This is a genomic window from Pseudoalteromonas sp. PAR1 (genome assembly GCF_947311895.1).
GTDB classification, from domain to species: domain Bacteria; phylum Pseudomonadota; class Gammaproteobacteria; order Enterobacterales; family Alteromonadaceae; genus Pseudoalteromonas; species Pseudoalteromonas lipolytica_C.
Window position 1 is genome coordinate 21,132 of record NZ_CAMZMY010000033.1, and the last position, 15,039, is coordinate 36,170.

The following is a 15,039-nucleotide window of genomic DNA, read 5'->3' on the forward strand; positions in this document are numbered from 1 at the left end:
ATGACAGCATTGCAAAGTGTCAACATAAAAACTTCATAAATTCAAAAAAGAAGCTTATTCGATGTTTTTATGTTCGATCTGAGCAAAATATGGCTTGAAATCATGTTGGATAGCGCAATTCAGTTAAAGTTTTATGTCGCTAAAACGCTATCATTGCATTTTTTTTGAGCAGGCTTGTGGTTTTAAACGTCAAAAAAGTATTAGTTAAGATGTTTTTTACAATTTAACGGAGAAAATAATTACTTATCTAGTATTTGTATTTATCACAAAACGACAGTACTGAATTTTTAAACACCGGTATGTTTGTAACTGTATCGAGTCGTATTTTTTAGCTGTATTTATCTCACAGAAACGATAGGTTTTTTTGCCAATAAATAAATATGGCAGTTTAACAAAGCTTAGTTGGTGTTTTTTTAATCATTTAAATCAGTTGTTTAGTTTTAAAAAAAGCTACTGCATCCTTGTTTGTTGTTTTCATTTTTGGTTCAGGCTGTAGAAATTTTTGCTGATTTCTATTGCGGAACAATTAAAAGGCTTAAAATAATACACTTCAGTCTTTAAGCTTAACTCAAAGATCGATAGCTGTTAAAAGCCTTTATATTTGCGGCTTACAGAGAGTTATCCACGATTTCTGTGGATAACTCTGTTTATGAAACTTTAAGAACAGCGTTGATGCCAGAAATATAGGGCGCTCTAGCAATTTCAAGCATTTAATTCAGTTTTTTTAAATCTAATTAAATCAGTGGGTTAATATTTTTACCTGAAGCCATGCTGAATTGATTAGTAAAATTATTTGTGACGATGAAACAAAAGTATTTAGTGTGTAAAAAAACAGCGATATCTGCCTTTTAATTGTAATAAAGATATTAATGATGTTTGTATTTTGTTTTTTATAGGGGTTAGTCACTATTTATCAATGAAAGCATCAAAATAAGGAGTTTTATCTATCTCGTTTGTTTCTTTTAATAAAGCATAGCTTGCAAGCCGAGGATGCTTTAAACTTACAAGCTAAGATAAAGAGGCAAAATATTCTTATGAGCGTGACACCGCAGAGCAAATCTAAACCTGATCTTTTAAACTCTCCCATTCTGCCGACCTTAAAGAAAATGACCATTCCGATGATTTTTGGAATGATTACACTAATGATGTTTAATTTGGTAGATACCTTTTTCATCAGTTTACTTGGAACTGAACCTCTCGCTGCGGTGAGTTTTACGTTTCCCGTGACGTTTACCGTTATCAGCCTTGCTATCGGTTTAGGAATAGGCACTTCAGCAGTTATTGCAAAAGCACTTGGCAGCGACAAGCTAGACGAGGCGCGCTTTGATGCAAGTATGTCATTACTTGTCGCTGTTGTTATGGTGTTTTCTTTATCGGTTGTCGGTTATGTATTTATCGAACCTATTTTTAAATTACTTGGGGCTGGGGAGTTAGTACTGCCTTTGATCCATGATTACATGAGTGTGTGGTTTTTAGGCAGTGTATTTTTAATTACCCCAATGGTCGGAAACTCTGTGCTACGTGCCAGTGGCGATACTAAAACACCGAGCATAGTAATGGGTGGGGCGGGGCTCATTAATGCCATTTTAGACCCTATGCTTATTTTTGGTTTTGGGCCTATCCCCGCTTTAGGAATTCAAGGTGCAGCCATCGCAAGTGTCATAGCTTGGGCAGTGGCAGTAATTATCATCCTTTATATTCTTGCTGTTAAGAATGGGTTGTTAAGTTTGCATGCTGGTTCGCAAACGCCATTGAGCTCAATTCGAAAAGTCCTAAAAATTGGTTTACCTGCGGCTGGCGCAAATATGTTAACGCCAATTGCAATGGCTGTCATGACAGCATTAGTGGCTAAACATGGTCCTGAAGCCGTCGCGGCGTTTGGTGTAGGAAGCCGAATTGAATCTATTGCAAGCCTTGTAGTACTTGCTTTGTCGATGACCTTGCCGCCATTTGTTAGTCAAAACTTTGGGGCGGGTAAGTTTGAACGTGTCAAAGAAGCCTACACAAAAACTTTAAAGTTTGTGATGATTTGGCAGTTCGCTATTTATATTTTACTGCTGTTAACCTCTGGTTTTATCGCTGATGTATTTGGTAAAGAGCAAGCAGTAATGGATGTGATTAAGCTATTCATTTATATTTTGCCGCTAAGTTATGGTCTGCAAGGAATAATTATCTTATCTAACTCTTCATTTAATGCCCTGCATAAGCCAATGAATGCACTGATTTTAAGTGTGGTTCGTCTGTTTGTTTTTTATGTACCTTTTGCTTATGTTAGCAGTGAAATTGCCGGTTTAAAAGGACTCTTTATTGGTGCAGCCATCGGTAATTTATTTACGGCAGTGGTAGCCTATAAATGGTTCATCAAAGAAGTTGATGGGTTAAGTGAGTCATATATGAAGGAGTGTCATTCATGAGCGACCATTTCCAACTAGTTTCTAAATTTAAGCCAAGTGGTGACCAACCAACGGCGATAGCACAGTTAAAAGATGGCCTTGAGGCTGGGCTTGCTCATCAAACATTATTAGGGGCTACAGGGACGGGTAAAACCTTCACCATGGCCAATATTATTAATGATTTGAATCGCCCAACCATTATCATGGCACACAATAAAACACTCGCTGCACAGCTTTATGGCGAAATGAAAGAGTTTTTCCCGCATAACGCGGTTGAGTATTTTGTATCTTATTACGACTATTACCAGCCAGAAGCTTATGTTGTTGCCAGTGATACTTTTATAGAAAAAGATGCGTCTATCAATGAGCACATTGAGCAAATGCGCTTAAGTGCTACCAAAGCGCTATTAGAAAGACGCGATACAATTATTGTGGCCTCGGTATCTGCTATTTATGGTTTGGGCGACCCTGACTCATATATGAAGATGATGCTATTGCTGAAGGTTGGTGAAACCGTTGATCAGCGCGATATGCTGCGTCGTCTTGCTGAGCTGCAATATACACGAAACGATATTGAATTTAGCCGTGGTACATACCGTGTTCGTGGTGAAGTAGTTGATATATTTCCGGCTGAATCTGACACTTATGCCGTTCGTGTGGAAATGTTTGACGATGAAATTGAGCGCTTAAGTATTTTTGATCCGCTAACAGGGGCTGTTGAGAAGCACATAGTACGCGCGACTATTTACCCGAAAACGCACTATGTAACACCCCGTGAAAAAATTCTCGATGCCATAGATAAAATTAAAGATGAGTTGAAAGACCGCCGAGCTCAATTACTCAGTGCCAACAAACTTGTCGAAGAGCAACGTATTGCGCAGCGTACCCAGTACGATATTGAAATGATGACCGAGCTTGGTTATTGCTCAGGCATCGAAAACTACTCGCGTTACTTATCTGGTAGAACACCGGGCGATCCGCCGCCGACTTTACTTGACTACTTACCCGATGATGCATTGATGATCATTGATGAATCACACGTTACAGTGTCGCAAATTGGCGCTATGTACAAAGGTGACAGAAGCCGCAAAGAAAACCTTGTTGAGTATGGCTTTCGCTTGCCATCGGCATTAGATAACCGCCCATTACGCTTTGAAGAATTTGAAGCCATCGCACCGCAAACTATTTATGTGTCGGCAACACCTGGTGACTTTGAGCTAGAGCGCTCATCAGGGGAGGTTGCAGAGCAGGTCATTCGTCCAACCGGGCTTATTGACCCTGAAATCGAAGTGCGCCCTGTGGGCACCCAAGTTGATGATTTACTATCAGAAATATATAAACGGGTTGAAGTGAACGAGCGGGTACTTGTAACCACTTTAACTAAGCGTATGGCAGAAGATTTAACCGATTATCTCAACGACCATGATGTAAAAGTGCGTTACTTGCACTCAGATATCGACACCGTTGAACGGGTCGAAATTATCCGCGATTTGCGTGCTGGTGTATTTGACGTGTTAGTGGGCATTAACTTATTACGAGAAGGTCTCGACATGCCAGAGGTTTCACTGGTTGCGATACTTGATGCTGATAAAGAAGGTTTCTTACGTTCTACTCGTTCGCTTATTCAAACCATAGGTCGTGCTGCTCGTCACTTAAATGGTAAAGCGATTTTGTATGGCGACCGCATTACTAATTCTATGCGACAAGCCATTGACGAAACAGATCGCCGCCGCGAAAAGCAACAAGCTTATAACCTTGAGCACGGTATTGAGCCGCAAGCACTGGTGAAAAGTATCACCGACATTATGGATGTGGGCGAAGAAGCAAGTCCTAAAGACAACCTTAAAGTGGTGCGTAAAGAGTCTAAGAAAGTGCTCAGTGCAAAAGATATTGCCAGCCAAATCAAAACCCTTGAAGCGAAAATGCATGCCTATGCCAGCGATCTTGAGTTTGAAAAAGCGGCGTCTGTGCGTGATGAAATTCACGAATTACAACAACAGTTAATTAATTAAAGATGATGACAAACGATTTTTCTGCCATTTTAAATGCATTAGCAGAGGCTCCTCTTGCTGCAAATGAACTATGTCGTGTATTTCATGGCCGTGGCCACTCAGTGGCTGAGCTGAGCCACATTAATTTGGATTTTTATCCGCCCGCACTCTTTTTAGTTTCATATGAAGAAATTGAAGAACAAGCACTTGCGCAATTAACAGATACCCTGTGGCAATGGGCGCAAGAGAACGCGCCTGAGCTTGTGAGTGCATTGGTTTACCAGCAGCGCAGCGGTATTAATACCCGTAATACCCTTATGTTTGGTGAATTGCCGCAAGAGCATTTAGTGAGTGAAAATGGCATTAAGTTTAAAGTCGATTTATTGAGTCGCCAAAATACCGGGATTTTCCCTGATATGCGCCGTGGCCGTGAGTTTGTTCAAGCCAATAGTAAAAATGCAAAAGTGCTCAATCTGTTTTCATATACTTGTGGTTTTTCTGTTGCAGCAATGCAGGGTGGGGCAGACCAAGTTATAAATATGGATATGAATAAAGGTGTGCTGCGCACGGGTAAACAAAATCATCAGCTAAATGGTTTTGAGCAAGGTGTGAGTTATTTCCCGCACGATATTTTAAAATCATTTGGTAAACTAAAAAAATCAGCGCCCTATGAATTGATCATCGTTGATCCACCTAGCTTCCAAAAGGGCAGCTTTATATTGACTAAGGATTATCAAAAAATTCTACGTCGTTTACCTGAGCTGTTGAATGAAAACACCCAGTTATTACTGTGTGCCAATAGCCCTGAGCTTTCAGAGCAGGCGTTTAAAGATCTCATTACCGAGCATACACAAGGTGCAATTAGTTTTGTTGAGCGACTAGCTCCTACAGATGGCTTTGTTGAGGTAGACAGTGATCGCAGCTTAAAAGCGTTAGTTTATAAAACAGCAAACTAATGGCACTGAGTAAACGGCTTTCAGCCATCGTTGATGTGGTTGATTCAGATTATGATGAGATCTGGGATTGTTGCTGCGATCACGGTTTGTTAGGGATTGAGCTTTTACAGCAAGATAAAGCACCGCTTATACATTTTGTCGATATTGTGCCTGAGTTGATGCAGGCACTAAGTGATAAACTCGAACGTTTTGCTACAAGTGAGCAACGCGGTCGTTGGCAGGTACATTGCCAAGATGTGGCAATGATTACACCAGACCCACAAAAACGCCACCTAGTTATTATTGCTGGGGTGGGCGGAGAGTTGTTAGTGCAGTTCTTAGCGAAGATTGTTAGCCAAAACCCAAATACTTACATCGACTTTATTGTTTGCCCTGTACATCACAGTTATCAAGTTCGCAGTTATTTACAAACACTACAATTAGGGCTCGTGTCTGAGCAGTTGGTTTGTGAAAATAAACGCTTTTACGAAATCATCGTAATGAGTGCGTCATCATCGCAGCTCATCACCCGCATTGGACAGCAAATGTGGCAACTAACAAGTAAAGAGCACCAAGCTTATTTAAAGCAATTATGTGCTCATTACCAACGCATGTTGAATCAAGACGCCGATTATTATCAGCCAGTGCTTGATCAATACAGTGCATTATTATCTTAATTAGAGCTAACTTAATTAAAGTTTATTAATCTCTTGTTTTACGTTGTAGCTTGAATCGGTGACAATGGCTTCGAGCGTTTGCACACGCTCTCTTAACTCTTGCAGCTCTTTTGTCACTTCTGCTACATGCTCGTTCGCTTCTTTTGAATTTTTTAAGGTGCGTGATTTGAATTCGAGATGCTTTTTATACATATCATAAATCACCCCAGATCCCACAGATATCAGCACAATTAACACCACCATGGTAGTACCTGACATACACTTCTCCTTCCATTTTTAGTCCCTAATAGAGTATAGGTTGTATTTAAAAATGCAATTTGCATTCTGTTACAAGGTGTTTCGTTTTAAAAACGGCTTGATACGGATAAAGCCAGTGACCAGCATGGTGCCTGCTATAACACACAGTGCGCCAACTAAGGTATTCGGCCCAATTTGTTCATCTAAAATTAGATTACCCCATATTATGCCAAATAGTGGAATCAAAAAGGTAACAGTCAGTGCTGAGGTTGGGCCAATATCATCAATCAAACGGAAAAACAGGATATATGCTACAGCAGTACACAGCACACCGAGTGCCACTACACCAAGCATAACTTCGTTACTTGGCATTTCTCTGGCAGGAATAATAAAAATAAGCGGGAGTACCATAATACTTGCCGCCCACATACTGCCATGGGCATTATCAAAAGCAGACAACTTTGGTGCATGTTTGGTGTAATGGGATGCAATGGCATAACTGAGTGAAGCACACAGCGCAGCAACAATTGCCGTAATGGCTTGGCTGTCGATAGTGAGACTATTTTGCCCCACTAAAATGGCCACGCCCGTTAAACCTAACAGCAAGCCAAGCAGCATACTTTTAGTGGGTTTAGTTTTGCTCCAAATAATACCGACGATGGCACCCCAAATTGGGGTTGTTGAGTTTAATATTGATAAGGTTGAAGCGTTAATTGTTTGTGCTGCATAAGCAAACAATAAAAAGGGAATGGCGGAATTAAGCGCACCAATAATGAAAAAATGCTTTTTGTGGGTCGCGAACGCAAGTTTCTTGCGTAAGTACAACGCAAAAATAAACAGTGTAATTGCTGCAAAGCCAACTCTTAACTCAATTAATACCGCAGGGCCTAAGCTATTCGCTGCCATGCGCATAAATAAGAAGGAAGCGCCCCAAATAGCAGCAAGGATGAACAGGCGTAATAAACTTGGCAATGACATGGTTTTACATTCTTAATTTTTAAAACCTGAGCATAACAAATTTATGCCCCAATACTCGCCATTTTCGGACTATTAATCAGTTGATTGTGGAAGTTTTTTTTCGAAGTCAGATTTAACGATTTCTAATGCTGCTAAAACGTCTTCGGCAGGCACATCGTTTTGCTCTAAGAGCATAATGAGATCAACAGCGATTTTTATGTAGTCAGGAGCATTTTCTAAGTCACTGCTCATTTTGTAATTCCTTTTTTTTCGCAACTTGGCTGATTGCTACATCGATAGCCGTTTGTACGCGTTGCTCCATTTTTATTCGCTCTGTTTGTGGTAAATAAAATTCCATATCAACGTCATAGCGAATATAGCGAGCAGGTAATTGATTAAGTACGGTACAGCATAAATCCGCCATAATATCATCATTATACAACGAATCTAACTTGCGCTTAGCGATATCTTCAATAACAAGTTTTTCATAGTAATTGTGGATGTCATCATGCAATTTCATATACCAACAACCTAGCAGAAAAGTCATATTTAAGTGTATACCAAGCCTTAGAATAAATCGACAGCGGCTCTAAAAAGCTGACCATGAACATCAACCAAACGGCTTACATTTCGTTGATAGCCACCGCCCATGGCTGCAAAGAGTGGGATTTTTGCTTCCTTTGCTTGGCTTAATACTAAATGGTCACGTTGATACACGCCCTCTAAACTGACTTGAAAGTGTCCTAACTCATCATCCGTTGCGATATCTGCGCCGGCGTTATACAAAATGATATCAGGCTGGTGGAGTCTAATTGTTAAGGCTAATGCTTGATTTACTGTCTCAAGGTATTCAGCATCTGAGGTGCCATGCTCTAAAGCAAAGTCGTAATTTGATTGCTGCTTGATACGTGGAAAGTTTTGCTGGCAATGAATAGAGCAGCTAATTATTTGAGGGTGTGCTTGTGTTACTTCCGCTGTGCCATCACCTTGGTGAACGTCACAGTCAAAGATTAATACGGTATCGGCTTGTTCGCTCTCAATTAAATGTGCTGCGGCTATTGCTAAGTCATTAAAAATACAAAAACCACTACCACAGCTCGTAAAAGCATGGTGATAACCGCCACTTAAGTTAAATGCAGCACCTTGTTGTAGTGCAAATTCAGCACCTTGAATACTTGCACCGACAGAATAAAGTGTTCGTTCGACTAAGGCTTCAGACCAAGGAAAACCCATTTTTTTTATCGCTTTGCTGTCAAGGCTACCTGTCAAAAAAGCGTCGACATAATCAGGGTCATGGCATAGAGTAAGCTGCGCGCGAGTGGCTTTTTGTGGGGTAATGAAGTGCTGCTCATCAATATAGTCGCTAACAAGCTGCCTTAACATGCGATATTTTTCAATCGGAAAGCGGTGACGCTCGGGTAAAGCTAACGCTGAATAACTTGGGTGGTAGTAAAACATTATCTCAGCTGCTGTTTTTCTACTTGTTGAATTTTATCTTCAGTGGCTGAAATTGCTTTTCGACAGCGACCCAAACGAGCGTGTAAAGCTAAGATCTCTTTATTTATTTCAGTGGCCTTTGCTGGGCTAGCTGCATCAAGTTTAAGCTTTCTTTCTTCAATCATTAAAACTAAGCGGCGCTCAAACTCATGGTTTTGCTTGAGCTCATCGTAAAGTTCATGCGAAGACTGCATGATCTTTTTAACTGCTTGTTTATATATTTGTGGCTTGCTCTTGGGTTTAAAACTGTATTTGTTCTCTTTTGCCCACACAGGTGTTGATTTAATAACATTAAAAACAGCCTGAACTTGCTGTGCAATTCGCTCTAAAGCATATTGATAAGCATGGCGATGTTCTGCTGGGGGCAGGTTAGCTAACTCTTCTTCTATTTCAGCTACATAATCTGCAAGTTTCATACTTTTAGTCGCAAATACCGCCTTATCAAACAAACTTGGTTGTGCCTGCATGTAGCGATTTTTAGCAAATAGGTTGCCGTTATCAAATTGGCTTGCTTGATGTTTAAGCCTAGATATTTGCTCGCATAGTTTGTCAAAAGCAGGAGAATGCATTTACAAATAAGCCTCATAGATTAACTTTAATGCTAACACTATAACCACAGTATTAAATACTGGGCGGATCATTTTACTACCAAATTTAATTGCTGAATGCGCACCTAACCAGGCACCTAACATCAAGAAAAAGCCCATTGTTATACCAAGCAAAAAGTTCACATGGCCCAGCGCAACAAAGGTGATCAATGAAATAAAGTTCGAAACAAAGTTCATTGAGCGAGCAAGCCCACAATTTAGCAATAAGCTCATCTTATATAATAGGCTATTTGAGGCAGTCCAAAAGGTGCCAGTACCAGGGCCTGCTAAACCATCAAAAAAACCAAGGCCAAGCCCTTGTAGCCATTGTTTAATTTTGGTTTTGCCATCAAGCTCAGGCAATTCGTTATGCTCAGTCGTACTTAAACTGCCAAAGAGACTGTAACAAGCCACTAAAATAATCACCACCGGTAGTAATTTATTTAAAAACTCAATACTCAAGTAATCTACAACTAATGTACCTACAAGTGCCCCTATGGCAGTTGCTAAAATAGACGCAGCCCAAAACCGGGGGTTAAATAACTTTTTCCGAAAATATGTCACACTTGCAGTTAATGAGCCAAAACTGGCTGCAAGTTTATTGGTCCCTAGAGTGAGATGCGGTGGTAAACCGGCTGTCAATAAGGCTGGTACAGTTAGCATGCCGCCACCGCCAGCAATGGCATCAATAAAGCCTGCAGCCAGCGCTACTGCGCAAAGGAGTGCCCATGTTGTTGGATCTAAAGCTAATTCAAACATTAATAATCAATTTGTCTTTTAAAGGGTGGCAAGGTATCGAGCATGGCTTTGCCATATCGTTTGGTCACTAAACGGCGATCAAGAATAATAATTCGTCCTTGATCATTCTCTTTTCGAAGTAGTCTACCACAGCTCTGTACTAATTTCTTTGCTGCATCAGGTACAGTAATAGACAAAAATGGATTCCCCCCCTTACTTTGCACAAATTCAGCCTGCGCTTCTTCTATTGGTGAGGTAGGCACCGCGAACGGAATCTTTGTAATGACGAGGTTTTCTAAGTATTTACCCGGTAAATCTAGACCTTCTGATAGGCTTTGTGTGCCAAATAAGTAGCTTGCGCGACCTAAGTCAACATTCGCTTTATGCTGTTTCAATAATGCTTCTCGAGACATTTCACCCTGAACTAATACGTCAATTCCTTTGCTGCGCAGTGCTTTTACTACGTGATCCATCTGCCAATAAGAAGCAAACAAGACTAAATTAGCTTTTTTATCATCAAGAAACTTAGGTAATTGTTCAGCCAAGTGATCACTAAAGGCTTTATCTGTTGGCTCGATGTGGCTTGCAGGAATATGCAGTGTTGCTTGTTTAGGATAATCAAACGGCGAGGGTACTTTGATGTATTTGACGCCTTCTTCTTTGGCAAGGCCGCATTCATAAGCAAAATGATCAAATGAGCCAAGTGCAGTTAAAGTAGCTGAACAAAGCACAGCACCAGCACATTGATTCCATAATTTATCTTTTAAGTAATAGCCAACTTCAATAGGGCAATCACTGAGTAAGTGGTCGTGATGGTTCTTATACTCTAGGCGTTTGATCCATCGAGCATGGGGAATACCTTCGCCTTTTGTTGCATAACTAAACCACAACTTGTTTAATAACTCTAGACGGTTAATGTAATGACCACTTTCAGCCAAGATAGGATCAGCTACATAAGGTTTTATATCGCCATCGCTTACGTCTTGTACTAAGGTATCGTGCATTTTGTTTAGTGCTCTTAGAGCATCAAGAGTGGCATCGCTGATATCTTTTGCTTTAGCATGTAAAGATGCAGGGATCTCACCGTGCTCAAAACGATAGGTATCATCACTGTTGTAGTTAAAATCCGCATTATCAAGAATATCACGTACGACTTTTAAGTTTTTTGCAGCATCATTGATACTGTCACTGAGCTTAAAATTTTGCCCAATTGCTTTTTGTCCTACTAATACATTTGCCATTTTGCCAGCAAATTTAACAAGCTTGTCGAGCCAATCTATGGTGCCTTTGATTGTTGCTGCTGCAGATGAGAAGTCTCGGGTGATGTGAGCTAAATGGTGCGCTTCGTCAATTACGTAAATGGTATCGTCAGGCTCGGGAAGAATCTTACCACCACCGAGGTCTAGATCAGCCAGCAGTAAAGAATGGTTGATCACCAACACATCCATTTGCATAAGACGCTGACGCGCCATATGAAAAGGGCACAGCTGATGAGCACGCATTTGTCGTTGGCATGAGTGCTTATCGCAGGCTATTAAATTCCAAACTTTATCGGGGATAGTATCAGCCCAACTATCGCGATCACCTTGCCATTGCTTTTTTGAATAAGCATCATAAAGTTGCTTTAAGCATTTGGTTTCCATATCTGAGAGCGGCGATGATAGGGTCGGCATAAACTCCATTTGCGTTTGGCTGTCGCCATTTACTGCTGCACTGAGTTTTTGCGCACATATATAGCGCTGTCGGCCTTTCACTAAATCAAACTTAATATCAAGGCCAGAGTGTTCTTTAAAAAACGGCAGTTCTTTATTGATTAACTGCTCTTGTAGGGCAACGGTGGCCGTCGAAATCACTAATTTCTTTTTTTTGGCCATCGCCAAAGGCAATGCACCTAAACAATAAGCCAGCGACTTGCCGGTACCTGTACCAGCTTCAATAACACAGATGCGTTGGCTTTTGTGGTACTCGCCAGCCAGCGTTTTTGCTATTTCGGCAACTAAATAGTTTTGACTACTTCTAGGGCGGTAATCGGCGAGGTTATCAGCAACATGCTTATGAATTTGCCGAATTGTTTTTTTTAAAGAGTCAGAAAGCATGCCCAGATAACCTAAAGTATGTATATAATTACAGTAATGAATTTTAGAGATTTAACTGGGCAACTACAAGCGACTTGTTACTTTAATTAGCTAATCCACTTAGCTTTGTTTAACTAAAATGCCTAAATTTCCGAAAAAAGGTCTAATAACATGCAGTTAGTTTCTGGCTTTATTCTTTCCACCCAATGCTATGATAGCGCTAAAGGCATTTCTATTGTGGTGTGGATATTATCTCAGCAGGGGCCTGTAAAGCTAATTAGCTCTTTACAACACGCTGTGTTTTTTATTAATAAATCACAATTAGACGCTGCAACAAGCGTGTTCAACGAGTATGGGATCATCTGCGAAATTAAGCATGTGAAGCTTAAAAGCTTCATGCAGCAACAAGTGGTTTCTTGTTATTTCTCTTCATTGAAACATTATTACAACGCAGCTAAACGACTCAAAGCACAGCATATAAAAGTCTATGAAGATGATATCCGCCCAGTCGATAGGTTTTTAATGGAGCGCTTTATCAGAGGATCTGTTTGGGCCAAAGGTCGTTTAATTAAAAGCCACCCATATCCAGTATTAACTGATGCTAAATTCAAAAAAAATAGCGAGTTTACGCCTCGATTCTCAAGCTTGTCACTCGATATTGAATGTAATGGTGAGGGAGTACTATTTTCAGTTGGCTTAGTGGGCGAAAACATCGATATGGTGTTAATGATAGGACAGCCACAAGATACCAGTGAACTGCCATTTAGCATTCAATGGTGTGTTGATGAAATTGATTTACTAGACCACCTTTGCTCGCTTATTCAAACTATAGACCCTGATGTGATTATAGGTTGGAATGTCATTGAGTTTGATTTTACTGTATTACATGCACGTGCTGAAGCGCTTGGGGTTGAGTTACCTTTAGGGCGCAATAAAGAAAAAATGCAGTTGAGAGTTGGTAGCTTTACCCGCTTAACTATACCTGGTCGGGTTGTGATTGATGGTATCGATACCTTAAAAAATGCAACCTATCATTACGATAACTTCAGTCTTGCCAATGTAGCAAGCATTGAGCTTGGCGAAGATAAACTGATTAGCACCGACGACCGTCTTGCTGAGATCATTCGTCAGTTTAATGAAGATAAACTTTCACTTGCGAGTTACAACAGACAAGATTGCATTTTAGTACTGCGTATTTTTGAAAAGCTTAGGTTACTCGATTTTGCAGTTGTACGAAGTCAGTTAACAGGTTTAGAGCTTGAAAGAATGGGGGGATCTGTTGCCGCTTTCACTAACCTCTACCTACCTTTATTACATAGAAGTGGCTATGTAGCTCCCAATTTGGGGGATCATGGCCTAACATTCGACAGCCCCGGTGGCTATGTTATGCCATCACAACCAGGGCTTTATAGAAATATACTCGTGCTCGATTACAAAAGCCTGTATCCATCGATAATGAGAACATTTTGTATAGATCCACTTGGCTTGATTGAGGGTTTAAAAAGCCCAGAAAATGCAATAGAGGGTTTTAATCAAGCGCTATTTTCACGAACCGAACATCATTTACCTGAACTGATTCGAGAGCTCGCTGCTAAAAGACAGGTCGCCAAAGATAATGACCAACCTATGCTCTCGCAGGCGATTAAGATCATTATGAATAGTTTATATGGAGTGTTAGGTTCAAAAGGGTGCCGCTTTTATGATCCACGCTTGTCTAGTTCAATCACTCTGCGTGGTCATGAAATAATGCAAACTACCAAGCAGTGGATTGAAGAATGGGGCTATGAAGTAATTTATGGCGATACTGACTCGACATTTGTGAAATTAGTTGATGAGCTGAATCCTCAAGACTGTAATGAAATCGGTACGGAACTGGCAAGAAAAATAAACATACGTTGGCAGCACGAGTTACAACAACATTATAAAATAGACAGTTTTTTAGAAATTGAGTTCGAAATCCACTATAGCCCTTTTTTTATGCCCACGATTAGAGGAAAAACAACGGGTTCTAAAAAGCGATATGTCGGAAATGTGGTTAAAGATGGAATTAGCGAACTTGTTTTTAAAGGAATGGAAACAGTCAGAAGTGATTGGACTGAATTGGCTCATCAATTTCAAAGAGAGCTTTTCAATATTTTATTTAGTGAACAGAATAGTCAGGATTTAATAATCCAAGCATTTGATAATTATGTCAAAAAGCTTTATGCAGGTGAATTTGACTCAATGCTAGTCTACCGTAAACGATTAGGGCAGCATTTGACAGACTATCAAAAAAATATCCCTCCTCATGTTAAAGCAGCTAAGCAATATATAGTTAAAAATCCTACTGTTAGCTTCAAGCGTGGGCAAATAATTGAATATGTGTACACCGATTGTGGCGCTGAGTACTACACAGGTAAACATCATTACGATTATGGTGTTTATGTTAATAAGCAATTGTTGCCAATAGCTGAAATGATAGTTGCAGATTTGGGTACTATTGTTTCATTTGGAAATAATAAGCAAATTCGAATGTTTTAAGGTCTGAATATTGCTTTTGTCCCTATTTTTAAGGGTTTTAGATAGAAATGTCTTTGTACGAATTTTGCGCGATAGATTAAAGTTTGGTTTCATTTGTGGTTTTTTATTAATTTTTTATAAACAAATGTCTGGATATTTTGTTTAATTTGTTTATTATTTGTTGGTCGCAGTCCTGATGTGATAACAAATAATAAACAAGCTTATGCTAAATATAGCCACAATATAGTGGTCCAGGGAGAATCAAATGTTAAATAAAAAAGTTTCTAAAGCAGTTCGCTTAGCGATTGCTTTTGGTGCTGCATCAACAGCTGCATTTTCTGCATCGACTGTTGCAGCTGAAGACGACAGTGCAGAGAAAGTTGAACGCATTCAAGTAACAGGTTCACGCATCAAGCGTACTGACCTTGAAGGTGCATCACCTGTAATCAGCAT

The 15,039-nt window shown here is 40.1% G+C and carries 14 protein-coding genes; 6 read left to right on the forward strand and 8 right to left on the reverse strand.

Annotated features, from left to right (window positions below; genetic code table 11):
• Positions 1 to 1,034 precede the first annotated feature (1,034 nt).
• The 4 genes from QL229_RS19250 to QL229_RS19265 are packed head-to-tail and all read left to right on the forward strand — an operon-like array spanning position 1,035 to position 5,996.
• Positions 1,035 to 2,414 (forward strand): MATE family efflux transporter, encoded by a 1,380-nt coding sequence (locus tag QL229_RS19250; RefSeq protein ID WP_281547318.1) that lies wholly within the window; start codon positions 1,035 to 1,037, stop codon positions 2,412 to 2,414.
• Complete coding sequence (uvrB, locus tag QL229_RS19255; RefSeq protein WP_281547319.1) at positions 2,411 to 4,405, forward strand: excinuclease ABC subunit UvrB; 1,995 nt, start codon at positions 2,411 to 2,413, stop codon at positions 4,403 to 4,405. The genes QL229_RS19250 and uvrB overlap by 4 nt, the downstream gene beginning before the upstream one ends.
• 5 nt (positions 4,406 to 4,410) lie before the next feature.
• Positions 4,411 to 5,340: a class I SAM-dependent methyltransferase gene (locus tag QL229_RS19260; protein ID WP_138558022.1), complete on the forward strand. Its 930-nt coding sequence runs from the start codon at positions 4,411 to 4,413 to the stop codon at positions 5,338 to 5,340.
• Positions 5,340 to 5,996 (forward strand): tRNA (adenine(22)-N(1))-methyltransferase TrmK, encoded by a 657-nt coding sequence (locus QL229_RS19265; RefSeq protein ID WP_138558018.1) that lies wholly within the window; start codon positions 5,340 to 5,342, stop codon positions 5,994 to 5,996. The genes QL229_RS19260 and QL229_RS19265 overlap by 1 nt, the downstream gene beginning before the upstream one ends.
• Positions 5,997 to 6,011: 15 nt before the next feature.
• Here QL229_RS19265 and QL229_RS19270 read toward each other — a convergent pair whose 3' ends face one another.
• From QL229_RS19270 to dinG, 8 genes are all read right to left on the reverse strand, one after another.
• Positions 6,012 to 6,254 carry a hypothetical protein gene (locus QL229_RS19270; protein ID WP_058583760.1) on the reverse strand — a complete coding sequence of 81 codons (243 nt, stop codon included), beginning with the start codon at positions 6,252 to 6,254 and terminating at the stop codon, positions 6,012 to 6,014.
• A 69-nt stretch (positions 6,255 to 6,323) separates the two neighbouring features.
• Positions 6,324 to 7,211 carry a DMT family transporter gene (locus QL229_RS19275; protein WP_138558017.1) on the reverse strand — a complete coding sequence of 296 codons (888 nt, stop codon included), beginning with the start codon at positions 7,209 to 7,211 and terminating at the stop codon, positions 6,324 to 6,326.
• A 72-nt stretch (positions 7,212 to 7,283) separates the two neighbouring features.
• The gene (locus tag QL229_RS19280; RefSeq protein WP_135925381.1) at positions 7,284 to 7,442 is read right to left on the reverse strand and encodes a DUF2496 domain-containing protein; all 159 of its coding nucleotides are present in this window, start codon (positions 7,440 to 7,442) and stop codon (positions 7,284 to 7,286) included.
• Positions 7,432 to 7,710, reverse strand: a complete 279-nt coding sequence (locus QL229_RS19285) for a late competence development ComFB family protein (protein WP_135925378.1) — start codon at positions 7,708 to 7,710, stop codon at positions 7,432 to 7,434. Before QL229_RS19285 ends, QL229_RS19280 begins: the two co-directional genes overlap by 11 nt.
• 47 nt (positions 7,711 to 7,757) lie before the next feature.
• A complete protein-coding gene (locus QL229_RS19290) occupies positions 7,758 to 8,651 on the reverse strand; it encodes a histone deacetylase (protein ID WP_281547321.1) in 894 nt (297 codons plus the stop codon).
• Positions 8,648 to 9,256, reverse strand: a complete 609-nt coding sequence (locus tag QL229_RS19295; RefSeq protein ID WP_135925374.1) for a primosomal replication protein — start codon at positions 9,254 to 9,256, stop codon at positions 8,648 to 8,650. Before QL229_RS19295 ends, QL229_RS19290 begins: the two co-directional genes overlap by 4 nt.
• Entirely contained in the window at positions 9,257 to 10,033 is a 777-nt protein-coding gene (locus QL229_RS19300) for a TSUP family transporter (RefSeq protein ID WP_135925372.1), read from the reverse strand. It lies immediately after the preceding gene.
• A complete protein-coding gene (gene dinG / locus QL229_RS19305; protein ID WP_138558015.1) occupies positions 10,033 to 12,108 on the reverse strand; it encodes an ATP-dependent DNA helicase DinG in 2,076 nt (691 codons plus the stop codon). The genes QL229_RS19300 and dinG overlap by 1 nt, the downstream gene beginning before the upstream one ends.
• A gap of 150 nt (positions 12,109 to 12,258) precedes the next feature.
• Between dinG and QL229_RS19310 the strand changes: the two genes are divergently transcribed.
• Both QL229_RS19310 and QL229_RS19315 read left to right on the forward strand, forming a co-directional pair.
• On the forward strand, positions 12,259 to 14,607 hold the full coding sequence (locus QL229_RS19310; RefSeq protein ID WP_138558014.1) for a DNA polymerase II: 2,349 nt from the start codon (positions 12,259 to 12,261) through the stop codon (positions 14,605 to 14,607).
• A 244-nt stretch (positions 14,608 to 14,851) separates the two neighbouring features.
• Positions 14,852 to 15,039: hypothetical protein (locus QL229_RS19315; RefSeq protein ID WP_281547320.1), on the forward strand; the 188-nt coding region annotated here is incomplete at its 3' end.